Origin of the sequence: Natrialba hulunbeirensis JCM 10989, from assembly GCF_000337575.1 — an archaeon.
Taxonomy (GTDB): domain Archaea; phylum Halobacteriota; class Halobacteria; order Halobacteriales; family Natrialbaceae; genus Natrialba; species Natrialba hulunbeirensis.
Genome location: NZ_AOIM01000026.1, coordinates 112299 through 129181, shown reverse-complemented (window position 1 = coordinate 129181; position 16883 = coordinate 112299). Strand labels below are relative to the sequence as shown.

The following is a 16883-nucleotide window of genomic DNA, read 5'->3' as shown; positions in this document are numbered from 1 at the left end:
TACTGTTCAGTTCACTACATGGAATTCGAGGACGTGTCTCCGCGGGTCGCGTTACCGGTTGGATTGCTGGCTCTCCTCCCGTTGGCGTGGTACGGTGTCAGTGGCTCCATCATGGCAGGCATCGTCTCCACCGTGAACGTCGTCCTCATCCTCGCGTGCCTCTATCTCGCGTTCAGTCCCGTTGAGGGCGGTCACGGTCACGATCACGACCATGAGCACGACTCGAGCGGCACCGCACCGTAATCGGACCGTCTCACGGGACGAACACACGTTGGCGACGCGCTCCGAGTACGACCCCATCGCCAATCGCCATCCCGGCCACACAGCTGCATCCGGGTACACAACCGCTCTGTCATTGCCGATGACTGCTACACGCTCCGGCTCCGTCGTTACTGTTCGATCGGTTACTCGCAGTATCCACAGCCACTCTTCGGACCCTGAGTACAGCCAGACAACGATGAGTCGCTCTCCGCCGCTATGACCGACCAACTTACCGACTCCAATTCGTCAATTTCGGATTCGACGCGGGCTGACAGTGATTTTCAGCCCTCGTCTACTCGAGTACCACCCGACGCTGACAACTCTTCTGGCGACGAGCAGTCGGACGGCTGTACGCTCTGCTCGCTGGCGCTTCCGTCCAGCCCGATCACTGCGGCCGATGTCGCGGGACGGTTCTGCTGTCAGGGCTGTCTCGAGGTTTCGCGGACGCTCTCGGCGGTCGAAACCGACGAACACGGGTCACAGATCGACCCGGCAGCCATTCGGGAGCGGATTGCTGACAGTGCCGACGCTGGCGGGTTATCTACCGAACAGGGTGACGCTCAGAAGACCGATGCGGAGTCTTCGTCACCATCATCGCCATCGCCATCGTCAGCGGCCGAGGCCGACGATGCCTTCCTGGCCGTTGAAGGGATGCACTGCTCGACGTGTGAGGTGTTCCTCGAGTCGGTTGCCGAATCGAACGACGGCATTCTCGCGGCTGAAGCCAGCTACGCAACCGAGACAGTCCGGCTAGCGTACGACCCGACGACGGTCGAGACGAGCGAGCTCCCCGAGCTGATTTCGGGGTACGGCTACGCCGCACGCGAACGCGGCACGGCCGACGACGAGCAGGACGGAGCCGACCAGGCGCTCGTGAAGTTTCTCATCGGCGGCGGGCTCTTCGGGATGATGGTGATGGTGTGGTACGCCGTCTTCCTCTATCCCACCTACTTTGGCTACGACCCGGTCGTCGACTTCGGCAGCTATGACGGCTACTACCTCGCGGTCAACATCTGGCTACTGACCACGTTCGTCCTCTTCTATACTGGCTATCCGATCCTTCGAGGGGCGTTCGTGAGTCTGAGAGCAGGCCATCCGAACATGGACCTGCTCGTCACGACCGCTGCGGTCGGCTCTTACGGCTACAGCACCCTCGCCATGACACTCGGTCGAACGGACCTCTACTTCGACGTTACCGTCGCCGTCATCCTCGCCGTCACCGCCGGCACGTACTACGAGGAGCGGATCAAACGCCGCGCCGCGGGCCTGCTCTCCGATCTCACCGAACAGCAGGTCGACGAGGCTCGTCGGGTCGACGGCGAGACGGTCCCACTCGAGTCCGTCGAGCCTGGTGACCACCTCCTGGTCCGTCCTGGAGAACGTGTCCCGCTCGACGGCCAGTTGCACGAGGGCACGGCCGCCGTCGACGAGTCGCTGGTCACGGGTGAGTCGCTTCCCGTTCAGAAGGAGCCGGGCGACGAGTTACAGGGCGGAACAGTCGTTACCGACGCGCCGGTCGTCCTCGAGGTCGGTGCCGACGCGACGAGTACACTCGATCGACTCGTCTCGCTGCTGTGGTCGATCCAGAGCGCCCGGCCCGGCGTGCAGCGCCTCGCCGACAAGTTAGCGACGATTTTCGTCCCGCTCGTACTCGTTCTGGCGGCCGGTGCGACTGGCGTATTGCTCGCCACTGGGTCGTCGCTCTCGTCGGCGCTGCTCGTCGGCCTGACTGTCGTCATCGTCTCCTGTCCCTGTGCGCTGGGGCTTGCGACCCCGCTCGCAATCGCATCGGGCGTTCAATCCGCCGCAAAACGCGGCATCGTCGTCGCTGCCGAGACAATCTTCGAGGACGCACCGGACGTTGACATCGTCGTCCTCGACAAGACCGGCACGCTCACCACCGGTTCGATGACGGTCGCGTCGGTGCACACGACAGCCGAGGTGGACTCGAGTACACTCCACCGTCGGGCGGCTGCGGTCGAAGCACTCTCCGAACATCCCATCGCGGAAGCCATCGTCTCGGACGCGCCAGGGGCGGACTCGGCCGACCACGCGAGAGCGACGGTTGCGGAGTTCGAGCGCGACCAACGGGGTGTGAGCGGGCTTGTCGACGGTGAGCGCGTTACTGTTGGCCACCCCGACTACCTTCGCGATCGCGGCCACGAACTTTCCTCGCGTCTCGAGGAGAGTGCCGAGGAGGCCCGGACAGCCGGTGACGTTCCGGTCGCAGTCGGCTGGGACGGTCGCGTCCAGGGGGTGCTCGTCGTCGGCGACGCGCCGCGTGAGGAGTGGCGAGCGGCAGTCAACTCGCTGGCCGACGGTCGTGAGGTCATCGTTCTGACCGGGGACGACGGCGGTGCGGCTGATCGGTTCCGCGAGGTCGCCGGCGTCGACGAGGTGTTCGCCGGCGTGCCGCCGGCGGCCAAGGCCGAGACGATTCGCCGCCTCCAATCGCGAGGAACGGTTGCGATGGTCGGCGACGGGAGCAACGACGCACCGGCGCTCGCGGCTGCAGACATCGGCATTGCGATGGGGAGTGCGACGAAGATTGCGACTGACGCGGCGGATGCGGTGATCGTCAGCAACGACCTCTCCGCCGTTCCCGAAACGTTCGATCTGGCTGCGGGGACACACAGCCGGATCCGACAGAACCTCGGCTGGGCGTTCGTCTACAACGCGATTGCTATTCCACTCGCTGTGACGGGGCTGTTGAACCCACTCTTTGCTGCGCTGGCGATGGCTGCCAGTAGCGCGCTCGTCGTGATCAACTCGGCGCGCTCGCTCTGAACGCTCTTCTTCTCAGAGTGAACACATCAGGACAGCCCTGAGCGCCATACTATAAACAGTATCCGTATCCACCATACACGAAAGTTTTTACGTCCGGGCGGTCGTCACTCCTCGTAGGGTTTGGTACCATGTCCCGAGATATCTTCGACGACGCCGAATACGACCGCCGGCTCGACCGGACGAAAACGCGATTGCGCGAGGAAAACCTCGACGCCATCGTCGTCACTGATCCGGCCAACATGAACTATCTCACCGGCTACGACGGCTGGTCGTTCTACGTCCACCAGGCCGTCGTCGTCACGACCGACCGCGACGAACCCGTCTGGGTCGGCCGTCAGATGGACGCCGACGGTGCCCGAGCAACGACCGCTCTCTCCGAAGAGAGCATCCGCGCCTACAGCGACGACCACGTCCACTCGCCGTACGACCTCCATCCGATGGACTACGTCGCAGGCGTTCTCGAGGAACTCGACGTTTCCGAGGGCCGCATCGGCCTCGAGATGGACGCCGCCTACTTCACCGCGAAATCCTACACGCGCCTCCAGCAGAACCTCCCCGACGCTACCTTCGAGGACACGACCCTCCTCGTCGGCTGGGTCCGGGTCAAGAAATCCGACCAGGAACTCGAGTACATGCGTGAAGCAGCCGAAATTTCTGAAACCGCGATGCAGGCCGGCCTCGATGCAATCGAGGCGGGTGTGCCCGAGTACGAGGCTGCAGCGGCGATTTACGACGCGCTAATTTCGGGAACTGACGAATTTGGCGGCGACTACCCATCTATCGTCCCGCTGATGCCGTCTGGTGATCATACGGGAACGCCACATCTGACCTGGACCGATCGGCCGTTCGAAGAGGGTGATCCGGTCATCATCGAACTCTCGGGCTGTCGGCACCGCTATCACTCGCCGCTCGCACGGACGACGTTCGTCGGGGATCCACCGGCCGAACTCGAGCGCACTGCGACGATCGTCAACGAAGGCATTCAGGCCGCTCTCGATGTCGCTGAACCGGGCGTCACCTGCGAGGAAGTCGAGAAAGCCTGGCGGGAGACGATTGCGAAGTACGACATCGAGAAGGAGGATCGCATCGGTTACTCGGTGGGGCTTGGCTACCCGCCGGACTGGGGCGAACACACCGCGAGTATCCGCCCCGGCGACGAGACGGCACTCGAGGAGAACATGACGTTCCACATGATCCCCGGGATCTGGACGGAAGACATGGGGATGGAGACAAGCGAGACGTTCCGGGTGACGAACAACGGAGTCGAAACACTTGCGGACTTCCCGCGGAAACTGTTCACCGCATAACGACCGATGACTACGATACCACCAGATCAGGACGCAGACTCGGAGTCGGGCTCGGGGGAGGAACTCGACTCGGCACTCGTCACGGCACGCCGGCAACTCGAGCGCGCCGCAGCACACGTCGACGTCGACGACGGCGTCGTCGAACGACTGAAACACCCGACTCGCGTCGAGCAGGTTTCGGTGCCACTCGAGCGCGACGACGGCAGCGTCGACGTGTTCACGGGTTATCGCGCCCAGCACGACGACGTTCGCGGGCCGTACAAGGGCGGCCTGCGATTCCACCCGGAAGTAAACGCCGACGAGTGTGTCGGCCTCTCGATGTGGATGACCTGGAAGTGCGCCGTGATGGACCTCCCGTTCGGCGGCGGAAAGGGCGGCATCTCCGTCAACCCGAAGGAACTCAGCGAGGCAGAGACCGAACGGCTCACCCGCCGCTTCGCGGAGGAACTGCGCTACGTGATCGGTCCGACGACGGACGTTCCGGCCCCTGACATGGGGACGGACGCCCAGACGATGGCCTGGTTCATGGACGCCTACTCGATGCAACAGGGCGAGACGATTCCTGGCGTCGTCACCGGCAAGCCGCCGGTCATCGGTGGCTCCTACGGCCGTCAAGAGGCACCCGGCCGCTCGACGGCGATCGCCACCCGCGAGGCCGTCGACTACTACGATCGCGACCTCAAGAACACCACCGTCGCCGTGCAGGGCTTCGGTAGCGTCGGCGCGAACGCCGCCCGCCTCCTCGACGAGTGGGGCGCGAGCGTCGTCGCCGTCAGCGACGTCAACGGGGCGATCTACGACCCTGACGGACTCGACATCGACTCGATTCCGACCCACGAAGAAGAGCCCGAGGCGGTCCTCGAGCAGGACGCCCCGGAGACGCTCACCAACGAGGAGATCCTCGAACTCGACGTGGACGTGCTCATCCCTGCCGCAGTCGGAAACGTCATCACCGCCGACAACGCCGGCGACATCGAGGCTGATATCGTCGTCGAGGGTGCGAACGGCCCGACGACGTTCGCCGCCGACTCGATCCTCGAGGAACGAGACGTTCCGGTCATCCCCGACTTCCTCGCGAACGCGGGCGGCGTCACCGTCTCCTACTTCGAGTGGCTTCAGGACATCAACCGCCGCAAGTGGAGCCTCGAGGAAGTGAACGAGGAACTCGAGAAGAAGATGCTCGACGCCTGGGAAGACGTCCAGTCCGAAGTCGAGGCGAAGGATCTGAGCTGGCGCGACGCGGCCTACGTCGTTGCACTCTCACGGATTGCAGAGGCGAAGTCGAAGCGGGGTCTCTGGCCGTAACGTTCTCGAAAACGCTGTTTTTGCGCGATTATCGGAGATATGCGAGCAGCATTTCGACGGCGAGATCGAGTGGCTCGTCTCGGACACGACACACATAGTCCGTAATCAACTGTGGCTGCAGCGAGGCAACTGCGTGCGGAACAATCGAACTGTCACGTGGTGCCTGTCGGTGGCTGTAATCGTCGTCGTTCAGTGGCACTCGTGCGTCGTACCATGTCTGTGTCGTCAATCCCATGACGACGTACTGTTGTGCGTCGAACGGATGATGCTCGTTGTTGACGACGACCCATGGTCTTGTGATGTCCGTGTCCGATTTGAACGGATCCGGTGCGAGAACGATGTGCCCTCGCTCGAGGTCGTCGAACGCGGGCTCTGATTCAGTCACTTGTCGTCCTCGTCTGCGCTCGTGTCGGTGCCCTCGGTTTCGGTTGTGCTTGCGCTTGTGTCTGCGTTTGTACTCTCGCTTGCCCTTCCGCTACCGTCGTTCGCAGATTCCTCCGCGGCCGCAAGCCATGCTTCCCGACTTTCGGAGCCCAATTCCTCGTCGAGAAATTCCGCCGTCGAGTGAAAGACGGCTGCCTCCTGTATACGCTCTATATCGCCGATCGCCCAGTAGGGCTCCTTGTGCCGAACGAGTTCCCGTGATCGGAGCCGATTGAGAACTGGCTGAATTGAGTTTACATTGACATCGGTCTCTTCAGCGATTTCAGCCGCTCTGAACGCCTTGTTACGGTTTTCAATGAGAAATCGGAGAACTCGCTGCGCATTCGTTTCGCGTCGATCCGGCGATTCGTGGTGGTCGAACTCGTCGATACTGATGGGCACGGTATTTTCCCCTACCTCGCACATCGAGTTCGAGGCTTATAAGTGTATTATGTACTCTCTGATTGCATACTGTGTATTCTGTACCTTCGTATTCTGTACCTGCGTATTCTCCCACCTCTGTATTCGAATATTCACGATCAGTTATACATTTGCGCTGCTGTCCAGCTCACCAGATACCGTCCCCACTACCCGCTCTCCGCTCGAAAACAAGTATCCGTCTCAAGACACCGCTACCGTGTGCTACCGACGAGCGCATCCGATACCGTCTCGATCGGATGCACTGGCTCGTCACAGCCGTCGTAACTCGCAAGCTGAGACTGACATGACGCTCCCGGCGCGACGACGCGCTCGCCGTCGCTGGCGGTCACCTGGTCGACCAGAATCTCGCCGATCCGCCGGCTCAGCGAGTAGTGTTCGGCCTCGTAGCCGAACGAGCCTGCCATCCCGCAACAGCCCGAATCGAGCGCGTCGACTTCGTAGCCGACCGACTCGAGTACCGCCACTGCGTGGCCGTCCTTCTTCGTCGCCTTCTGGTGACAGTGGCCGTGGTAGGTCAGCGCCTCGCCGGGTTCGCCGGCCTCGCCCGTCGGCAAGTCGTCTGCGAGGTCGAACCGGTCGAGGTACTCGAGTACCCCGTACGTATTCGATGCGACCAGCTCCACATCGGGCCCCGAGAGGAGGTCCAGATAGTCCGACTGGAGCATGACTGCGTCGGAGGGTTCGACGAGGACGACCTCCCAGTCGTCTTCGACGGCGGGTGCGAGCGCGTCGACGTTGGTCCGCGCTCGCTCGCGGGAGATGTCGAGGAAGCCCTTCGAGTGGGCTGGTCGTCCGGTCGACGTGATGTCGTCGGGAACCTGGACGTGGACGCCGGCGGTCTCGAGGACTTGCACGGCTGCCTTCCCGGCTCGCGGGTGGTTGTAGTTGGTGTACGCGTCGGGAACGAGCAGGACCGTGCGGTCCGCGTCGGCACGCGAAATGCGTGGGCCGCGCGTTTCGAACCAGTCGTCGAAGCTCTGGCTCGCGAACGTCGGCAGGTCGCGTTCGCGGGCGATGCCGACCGTCTTCTCCGCGAGGAAGCCGGAGCCGGGAAGGGCCGTCGCCCAGTTTGACAGCGGCGCGAACAGCGAGCCGACGGCGTTGAGTCGATCGACGTTCGCGAATAGGCGGTCGCGCAGGCTCGCGCCGTGGCGCTGGTGGGCCGCGTGCTCGACTTCGGCTTTGAGCTTCGCCATATCGACCTCGCTGGGGCAGTCCCGGGCACAGCCCTTACAGCCGATGCAGAGGTCCATGATTTCTGCCAGGAACTCCTCGTCAGTTGCGTCCGTCTCGATGTCGCCGCTCATCGCGGCCCGGAGCATGTTTGCCCGTCCGCGGGTCGTGAGGCTCTCTTCTTCGGCAGCGCGGTAGGTCGGGCACATCACGCCACCGGTCGTCTCCTGGTCGCCGCGACAGCCGCCACAGCCGTGACAGAGTTCGACCATGCCCTGGAAGCCGTTCTCGTTGTCCCACTCCAGCGCGGGGTCGAAGCCGGCCTCGAAGTCGTACTCCGGGTCGAAGCGCAGGTGCTCGGTCATGCTGTGGTCGCCACAGACGTTTCCGGGGTTCAGGAGCCAATCCGGGTCGAACGCGGTCTTGAGTTCTCGGAAGCACTTCCAGACGTCGTCGCCGTAGAGCTTGTGGTTCCACTGCGTTCGTGCCCGTCCGTCGCCGTGCTCGCCGGAGACGCTACCGCCGTACTCGACGACGAGGTCAGTGACGGCGTCCGAGATTGCTTCGAACTCCGCGAGCCCGGCTTCGGATTTCGTATCGACCAGCGGGCGCATGTGCATACAGCCCGGTCCCGCGTGCGCGTAGAAACTCGCGAACGTGTCGTGGGACTCGAGTACCTCCTGAAAGTCGGCCACGTAGTCCGCGAGGTTCTCGGTCGGGACGGCGGTGTCCTCGATGAACGAGATGTGCTTTGCATCCGAGGTTCGCGAGAGGAGGATCGGGGCGGCGCTCTTGCGGAGCTTCCAGAGTTCGGCGATTCCCTCGGGGTCGTGAGCTTCGAGGACGTCGAACGCGCGGACGGGGTCTGAGGATACTGTCTCGCCGTCGTCGCCGGTGGGATCCGGTACCGTCTCGTCCGGCAGCCGATCAGCGAGCAGATCGCCGACCTGTTCGCGACCGTCGTCGTCGCTTTCGGCGTAGAACTCGACGAGCAGCGCCGTCTCCGTTCCGGCGGGAAGTCGCTCGGCGACCGGTGCGAACTCCTCGGTTTGCTCGGCGAGGTCGATCAGGACGTCGTCGATGGCTTCTATTGCGGCCGGATCGTGGTGCTTGACGATCGTGTCGACGTCGGCCATTGCGTCGAGCAGGTTGCGGTACGTTAGCAACGCCACGGCGGTCGTCTCGGGAACAGGTTCGAGCGAGACGGCGGCTTCCGTCACGATGCCGAGCGTCCCCTCGCTGCCGGCGAACACGCGCGCGAGGTTGACCACGGCGTCCGGATCTGGTTCGGCGTCAGCGTCGATCTCGAGGCCGTCGCCGGTGGATTCGTCGAACGCGTTCGGCTTCCCGTAGGCTTCCGCGACCAGCCGATCGAGGTTGTATCCTGAGACGTTGCGCTTCAGTTGTGGAAAGACGTCCTGAATCGCGTCGGCCTCCTCGTCGATGACTCGCCGCAGTGCCTCGTGGATTTGCTCGAGCAGGGTGCCGTCGGGGTCGGCCTGTTCGCGCAGTTCGCTTACCGTCACCTCACCGAAGCGCTCTACCGTGCCGTCGGCGAGGACAACCTCGCACGACTCCACGTAGGCGTCCGTCTTGCCGTACTGGAGCGAGTGTGCGCCGGTAGAGTTGTTGCCGATTGCACCGCCGATCGTACTCCGATTACCAGCTGCCGGATCCGGTGCAAACTTCAGCCCGTGGGGATCGAGCTCGTCGTTGAGATCTGCGAGGACGGTCCCTGCCTGAACGGTTGCCCGCTGCTTGCCTGGTGAGACGGAGAGCACTTCGCCCATGTGGGCCGTGAAATCGAGGACGACGGCCTCGTTGACCGCCTGTCCTGCGAGGCTGGTCCCGCCGCCGCGTGGGAGGACGGGAATCCCGTGCTCGGCGCAGTAAGAGACGACGTTCGCTACGTCAGCCGTCGTCCGCGGAAGGACGACGCCGACCGGGACGACCTCGTAGGCGCTGGCATCGGTCGCGTACAGCTGTCGCGTGTACTCGTCGAAGCGGACCTCTCCCTCGATACGAGTCTGTAGCGCGGCGACGAGTGCTGGTTGATCGATGTCTCCACCAACGTAGTTGTACGCGGTGCGGTCGTCCGCTGCGGGATCGGATGCTGTTGTCTGCTTCCGGTTTCCCCCCGCTCTCTTCCCGCCACTGCCTCTCCCGAGCCGTCGCTCGTTCGGCGTCGACGTCTGCGGGCTGTGGTCGGTCGTCGACTGCGTATCGTCGGTCGCCATCGCTAGTTAGCTCGACTCCGAATGGAGGACGACGTTCTGGAGGCCACCGTTCTCCTCGAGTGCGTGTACGTTGTGCGCGACGATGTCGGCCAACCTGTCCCAGTGTTTCGGCGTGTGGCCGCCCGTGTGGGGCGTGATGAGACAGTTCTCGAGATCCCAGAGCTCGTGATCGTTCGGCAGCGGCTCCGGCTCGGTGACGTCGAGGGCAGCGCCGCGAATCGCGTTCGACTGCAGTGCGCCGACGAGTGCGTCGGTGTCGATGATCCCGCCGCGGGCGGCGTTGACGACGACCGCATTTGGGGGGAGCGTCGCGAGTTCGTCCGCGCCGACGAGACCGCGGGTCAGGTCGTTCAGCGGGCAGGCGAGCACGACGTAGTCGCTGCGGGCGAACGCATCGTGGATATCCGCCTCGTCGAAGCCGAGGACTTCGTCGGTCGGACCGCCCTTCGATGGCGTGTAGCGAATGCCGATCGTCTCGACGCCGAATCCCTCGAGTCGTGTGACGATTTCCTGGCCGATCGACCCGAGACCGACGACCGTGACGGTGCTGTCGGTGAACTCGTGCGATTGGAAGTGGCGCCACTCGTTGTGTTGCTTTCGCCGCCAGCCCTCGTGGAGGTTCCGCGCGAAGACGAGCATGTTGGCGATCGACTGCTCTGCGATGCCGGGGGCGTGGATGCCGCCCGCGTTCGTCACGGCGATGCCGTGCTCGGCCAGCGCGTCCATCGGTACGTGGTCCGTTCCGGCGAACGTACAGGCGAACAGCTCGAGCCGTTCGGCCCGCTCGAGAAGATCTTCCTCGATCGTGATTCCGGTCACGATCTGTGCCTGCGGGACGAGTTCGCGCTCTTCCTGTGGCGTCCGTGCGAGCGCAACACTGTAGTCGGGCAGTCGCTCACGCAGGGTTTCGGCGTACGATTCCATCGACAGGCCTTCCGTTCCCTCTCGGAGAACGACGATATCTGGGTTCGTGCTCATGTGAACTTTCTGTACGGTGTGACACGGGAGGTGTCGGTCTCCCGTCTCGCTCTTACCCTATGGTTGGTATCGTCTCTCTTATTCCTTTTGTGTATTCGTCGTTAACATAGATTGTGTATAGTTAAGTCGGTGGAGTGAGTCAGTCTCTGGCATGAACGAGCCGATACGAGACCGCCTCGTGACGCTTCGACGGAACCTCCACCGTCACCCAGAGCCGGCCTGGCGCGAGTTCTACACGACCGCGCGCGTCGTCGCGGAACTCCGCGCGATCGGTGTTGACGAACTGGCTGTCGGTCCCGATGCGTACGACCCTGCCGACCGAATGGCCGTCCCGGACACTGACATAGAGCCGTGGGTCGACCGCGCACGCGAACGCGGCGCAGACCCAGCGCTCCTCGAACGGATGACCGGCGGCAACACCGGTGCCGTCGCCGTACTCGAGTGCGGCGACGGCCCAGCGGTCGGGCTCCGGGTGGACATCGACGCGCTGTTCATCGAGGAATCGACCGACACAGGGCACGTGCCGGCCGCCGAGGGGTTCCGATCGGAGGTCGAGGGGACGATGCACGCCTGCGGCCACGACGTGCACATGACGTGGGGGCTGGCGGTCCTCGAGGCGATCAAAGAGAGCGACTTCGCGGGACGGCTGGTCGTCTTCTTCCAGCCCGCAGAGGAGACAAGTGGGGGCGGTTGTCCGATGGCCAAAAGCGAGTTCGCGGCAGATCTGGACTACCTCCTTGCCGTCCACGTCGGGCTCGATCATCCAACTGGCGAGGTCGTTGCCGGCATTGAGAAGCCGCTGGCGATGTGCCACGTCGACGCGACGATTCGGGGGACCTCCGCCCACGCAGGGAAGGCGCCGAACGAAGGGGCGAACGCCATGCACGCAATGGGGACGGCGATCGAGAACACCTACGGGATTCCCCGGCATAGCGACGGGATGACGCGGGTAAACATCGGCCGCGCGGAGTCGGGCACGGCGAGCAACGTCATCGCCGAACGGGCACACATGGAGGCCGAGGCGCGTGGCGAGACGACCGACCTGATGGAATACATGAAGGATCGGCTCGCGCGAACCATCAACTCGGCCGCGACGATGCACGGCTGTGAGGCCGAGGTCGACGTCGTCAGCGAGTCGCCGCGAGCGGACAGCGATCCAGAACTGCAGGCGCTCGTCAGCGAGATTGCAGCAGACGTTCCCGGCACTGAGCACGTGCTCCCCGCCGCTGATTTCGGTGCGAGCGAGGACGCGACGTTCCTGATGAATCGCGTCCAGCGTGACGGTGGGCTCGCGACCTACCTCATCGTCGGAACCGACCATCCCGACAGCCACCACACGCCGACGTTCGACGTGGACGAGGCGAGCCTCGAACACGGTGTCGACGTGCTCACCGAGACGATTCTCGAACTCGAACGCCAGCATCCGGTTCCGCACGTGAACACGGATTCCGTTAACGCGGAGGGAGGTGCATGACTGACGACACCGAGACCGACAGCAGCGATACCGACAGTATCGATCTCGTCACGTGCACCGATGTCGAGGACGCTCGCAAGCGAATCGACGACGTCGTCCACCGAACGCCGCTCGACACGTCGCGCACGTTCGCCGATCTGAGCGGCGCGGCGTCGGTCGGGCTCAAACTCGAGAACGTCCAGCGGACGGGCTCGTTCAAGATCCGCGGGGCGTACAACAAGATGGCTCAGCTCTCGGCCGACGAACGAGATGCGGGCGTCATCTCCGCCAGCGCGGGCAACCACGCCCAGGGCGTCGCGCTAGCGGGACAGCTACTCGACATCGACACGACGATCGTCGTTCCCGCGGTCACTCCCGCCGCGAAAATCGAGGCCACCCGCGGCTACGGTGCCGAGCTCGTCGTCGAGGGCGACATCTACGAACGATCGTACGAGTTCGCACGCGAGCGCGCCGACGAAACCGGCGAAACGTTCGTCCACCCCTTCGACGACGAGGACATCATCGCCGGTCAGGGAACGATCGGCCTCGAACTCCGCGAGCAGTACCCCGACCTCGACACCGTCTTCGTCGCAATCGGTGGCGGTGGGCTGATCTCCGGTATCGGAACAGTGCTGAAGGCCCACGACCCGGCGACGCGAGTGATCGGCGTCCAGCCCGAGGGGGCCGCTCACGCGAAACCGACACTCGAGTCCGCCCAGGGCGAGTCTATCTACGAACTGGCGGATGTCGACACCGTCGCGGAGGGGATCGCAGATACCAGGCTACTCGAGACGACAGCGGCGAACGTTCGCGAAGTGGTCGACGACGTGGTGAGCGTCAGCGACCGTGACATCGCGACCGCCGTCACGTTGCTAGCCGAGCGTGCAAAGACTGTCGTCGAGGGGGCCGGTGCTGCCCCGCTCGCGGCTGCGCTTTCGGATGCACTCGACGTGACAGACGAGCACGTCGCCGTCGTGATTTCTGGCGGGAACGTCAACCTCACCGACCACGCCGAACTCACTCGCACCGGCCTGCACGAACTGGGTCGCTACGCCGAAGCGAGACTGGCCGTCGACGGTTGGCCGACTGCGGTCAGCGACGTGGTCGAAACCGTCGAAACCGAGGGTGCAGAACTGGACGTACTCGAGCGTGCCCGCCGCGGGTCGGGACTCGGAACGGATACAGTGGACCACCCGAACCGCGTTCCCGTGACGGTCGGACTCGAGGGCAGCGGGCCGGATCATCTTGCGGGTGTGCTTGATGCGATTGCGGAACTCGACACCGTCGATGTACTTTCTTCGTTGCCGGAAGAGTGATTGGTCTCTCTCCCGTTCAGGTGTGCTTTTGGTTTCACTTTGCGCGCTCGAACGGTCGTTTGACGGTTGACTATTGGGACTTGTCCGCCGGCGTCGCCTCAATTAGACTGTCTGACTTGACTCTTTGTTGTGGGTTGCTCTTTGATCCTCCTGGTCTCGTTCCTCTTATCGTCTCAGTCTGTCTGTACGATGTGGGAACTCGCCTACGGGCACCATTCGTGGTGTGGTTTTCCATCGACCCCTGGGGGGAACACGTGTATTAGGGGTCGATGGAAATTACTTTGTGTGAACGGTCGAATGAGTGACTCATAGCCGGATTTCCGGCATGGTTTCAGACGAACCTTTGTAGGGTTGAAGCCTCGTCGCCGGCGAGTTAGACGACGGCACGCCGGTGTTTCAGACGAACCTTTGTAGGGTTGAAGCCTCGCAATCGTGTTCGCGATCGACCTCGAATAGACTGTTTCAGACGAACCTTTGTAGGGTTGAAGCGTCCGCAGAATCGGGCGACGTGCCCCAGGAACAGCAGTTTCAGACGAACCTTTGTAGGGTTGAAGCGACATCGAAGTCGTCGTCGACCAGATCCGGGATGTGTTTCAGACGAACCTTTGTAGGGTTGAAGCTCAGTGTTGCATCCAACCAACTCTCAGGTGGAACTCGTTTCAGACGAACCTTTGTAGGGTTGAAGCCGGGAGACGAAACGGACGTGGATGGCCGCCGGATCGTTTCAGACGAACCTTTGTAGGGTTGAAGCCACGGTCAGTCACCCCCGGTCGCCCGGCCGATGATCGTTTCAGACGAACCTTTGTAGGGTTGAAGCGGTCGACACGTTGCCGAAGAAGTCGTCTCCTAGCAAGTTTCAGACGAACCTTTGTAGGGTTGAAGCTGCCATTGACTACGCTGCTGTCGGCTTCCGTGTTGAGGTTTCAGACGAACCTTTGTAGGGTTGAAGCGGCGAGTTGACGATGGCCGGCGAGACGCTAACGACGTTTCAGACGAACCTTTGTAGGGTTGAAGCCGTGCTCGCACAGAAGGCGTTCACTGCCCGAGCTGTGTTTCAGACGAACCTTTGTAGGGTTGAAGCAACCGACGGCGCTGGCAAGTGGTCGCCCGCACACTCGTTTCAGACGAACCTTTGTAGGGTTGAAGCGCCACGAGGCAGACCGGACGGAGTACTCCGCCAAAACGGTTTCAGACGAACCTTTGTAGGGTTGAAGCTGTTGTCGTGGCTCTGCCTTAAAACTAGGCGCGCTGGTTTCAGACGAACCTTTGTAGGGTTGAAGCGTAGTCGGCGTTGCCAAAGTCTATCGTTTGCTCGGGTTTCAGACGAACCTTTGTAGGGTTGAAGCGATATCGTCGGCACCGACCCACTCGAAGGGCGAGTTTCAGACGAACCTTTGTAGGGTTGAAGCCGGGTGCCGGGCCGATGTTCCCAAAGTACGCGATTGTTTCAGACGAACCTTTGTAGGGTTGAAGCTTCTGCGAGCCCTCTTTCATCTTGGCCGCCGCCCAGAGGTTTCAGACGAACCTTTGTAGGGTTGAAGCAGGTAATGCGTGCCGTCGCCCTCGGGCTGCACAGGTTTCAGACGAACCTTTGTAGGGTTGAAGCGTCGGGTCCCGACCGAACGCTATCCCAGTTGACGAGTTTCAGACGAACCTTTGTAGGGTTGAAGCAGTATCCGTTCGTACCCAGTCGTATGGCGTCGTTACCGGTTTCAGACGAACCTTTGTAGGGTTGAAGCTCGTGATTCCGGCGGCGGCGGTGCTTGCCGTGTTGAGTTTCAGACGAACCTTTGTAGGGTTGAAGCGAGAACGACCTCCAGGCCGGCAAACTGGAAGTCGAGTTTCAGACGAACCTTTGTAGGGTTGAAGCGGAGGGAACGCGGACCAATGACAAACGAACACGAGTTTCAGACGAACCTTTGTAGGGTTGAAGCGTACTGGGAACAGCATGATTATCAAATCCGGTGGATGTTTCAGACGAACCTTTGTAGGGTTGAAGCGAGCAGCGGGAGGAACTCATCCTCGACGCGCTGCTCGTTTCAGACGAACCTTTGTAGGGTTGAAGCGCAAACGCATGGAACGATACGGTATCGAGCGCGAGGTTTCAGACGAACCTTTGTAGGGTTGAAGCTCCTCGACGACGCGGTCGACCAGTTTCGACTCGCCGTTTCAGACGGTTTCAGACGAACCTTTGTAGGGTTGAAGCCAAGGCGCGCGCGTACTATACTATAGGTATCTACTGGTTTCAGACGAACCTTTGTAGGGTTGAAGCCGTTGATTGTAATCTCAGGTTCTCGAGAGTCCGATAGTTTCAGACGAACCTTTGTAGGGTTGAAGCTTGGTGTTCGTTCATTGCTCAGTCCTCACAGGTCGCTCGTTTCAGACGAACCTTTGTAGGGTTGAAGCTCGAGTCGCGTCGTCGAGATCAGCGACCTCGAGATCGTTTCAGACGAACCTTTGTAGGGTTGAAGCTCAATCATTCTTGAGTTGTCCCGCGTATGGCTGCCGGGTTTCAGACGAACCTTTGTAGGGTTGAAGCACCGAACTCACGGTATGCGCCCATCACGTCGTCGGTTTCAGACGAACCTTTGTAGGGTTGAAGCTGTTGCTGGCTGACTAACCATGTCAGCACACACCGTTTCAGACGAACCTTTGTAGGGTTGAAGCCGTTCGTACACTCGAGTACGCACTCTGGGGACTCGTGTTTCAGACGAACCTTTGTAGGGTTGAAGCGGCCGCCCGCTCCGCGAGGTCCGCGAGTAACTCGTGTTTCAGACGAACCTTTGTAGGGTTGAAGCCAGACGCTCGTCCGGGATACTGAAACTCGGGTTTGGGTTTCAGACGAACCTTTGTAGGGTTGAAGCGCGAGAACCACATCGCCCAGGCCGCCGGCCGATACGTTTCAGACGAACCTTTGTAGGGTTGAAGCGAAGTCACCCGCTGGGGCATCATCGGCTTCGATGACGGTTTCAGACGAACCTTTGTAGGGTTGAAGCGTACTGGACGGTACCGTCGAGCGGAGCACCCTCGTAGTTTCAGACGAACCTTTGTAGGGTTGAAGCCTCGAGTCCATCGTCACTCTGAGCAGGGGGTGCAGCGTTTCAGACGAACCTTTGTAGGGTTGAAGCGCATCGCCCAGGCGTTCGACGATGCCGAGGCTCGCGTTTCAGACGAACCTTTGTAGGGTTGAAGCCCGAATCTC

The 16883-nt window shown here is 62.0% G+C and carries 10 protein-coding genes and 1 CRISPR repeat array (1 of these 11 only partly in view); of the genes, 6 read left to right on the top strand and 4 right to left on the bottom strand.

Annotated features, from left to right (window positions below; translation table 11 throughout):
* Positions 1–18: 18 nt before the first annotated feature.
* The 4 genes from C483_RS09370 to gdhB all read left to right on the top strand — a co-directional run bounded on the left by C483_RS09370 (position 19) and on the right by gdhB (position 5660).
* A complete protein-coding gene (locus tag C483_RS09370) occupies positions 19–243 on the top strand; it encodes a hypothetical protein (RefSeq protein WP_049912530.1) in 225 nt (74 codons plus the stop codon).
* A 234-nt stretch (positions 244–477) separates the two neighbouring features.
* Positions 478–3048: a heavy metal translocating P-type ATPase gene (locus tag C483_RS09365; protein ID WP_006653115.1), complete on the top strand. Its 2571-nt coding sequence runs from the start codon at positions 478–480 to the stop codon at positions 3046–3048.
* Positions 3049–3176: 128 nt separating this feature from the next.
* Complete coding sequence (locus C483_RS09360; protein ID WP_006653114.1) at positions 3177–4355, top strand: M24 family metallopeptidase; 1179 nt, start codon at positions 3177–3179, stop codon at positions 4353–4355.
* Positions 4356–4361: 6 nt separating this feature from the next.
* Positions 4362–5660, top strand: a complete 1299-nt coding sequence (gene gdhB, locus C483_RS09355; RefSeq protein ID WP_006653113.1) for a glutamate dehydrogenase GdhB — start codon at positions 4362–4364, stop codon at positions 5658–5660.
* A gap of 28 nt (positions 5661–5688) precedes the next feature.
* On the opposite strand, the gene C483_RS09350 is transcribed toward gdhB, so the two are convergent.
* The 4 genes from C483_RS09350 to C483_RS09335 form a co-directional block, all read right to left on the bottom strand.
* A complete protein-coding gene (locus C483_RS09350) occupies positions 5689–6045 on the bottom strand; it encodes a type II toxin-antitoxin system PemK/MazF family toxin (protein ID WP_006653112.1) in 357 nt (118 codons plus the stop codon).
* Entirely contained in the window at positions 6042–6485 is a 444-nt protein-coding gene (locus C483_RS09345; protein ID WP_241431499.1) for a TrmB family transcriptional regulator, read from the bottom strand. Before C483_RS09345 ends, C483_RS09350 begins: the two co-directional genes overlap by 4 nt.
* Before the next feature lie 230 nt (positions 6486–6715).
* The gene (locus C483_RS09340) at positions 6716–9934 is read right to left on the bottom strand and encodes an FAD-binding and (Fe-S)-binding domain-containing protein (protein WP_006653110.1); all 3219 of its coding nucleotides are present in this window, start codon (positions 9932–9934) and stop codon (positions 6716–6718) included.
* A 6-nt stretch (positions 9935–9940) separates the two neighbouring features.
* Positions 9941–10912 carry an NAD(P)-dependent oxidoreductase gene (locus C483_RS09335; protein WP_006653109.1) on the bottom strand — a complete coding sequence of 324 codons (972 nt, stop codon included), beginning with the start codon at positions 10910–10912 and terminating at the stop codon, positions 9941–9943.
* 151 nt (positions 10913–11063) lie between these two features.
* Between C483_RS09335 and C483_RS09330 the strand changes: the two genes are divergently transcribed.
* The gene (locus C483_RS09330) at positions 11064–12386 is read left to right on the top strand and encodes an amidohydrolase (RefSeq protein ID WP_006653108.1); all 1323 of its coding nucleotides are present in this window, start codon (positions 11064–11066) and stop codon (positions 12384–12386) included.
* Positions 12383–13681, top strand: a complete 1299-nt coding sequence (locus C483_RS09325) for a threonine ammonia-lyase (RefSeq protein WP_006653107.1) — start codon at positions 12383–12385, stop codon at positions 13679–13681. Before C483_RS09330 ends, C483_RS09325 begins: the two co-directional genes overlap by 4 nt.
* Positions 13682–14009: 328 nt before the next feature.
* Positions 14010–16883: direct repeats of the CRISPR family, unit length 30 nt; unit sequence GTTTCAGACGAACCTTTGTAGGGTTGAAGC; it runs 2236 nt beyond the window's last position.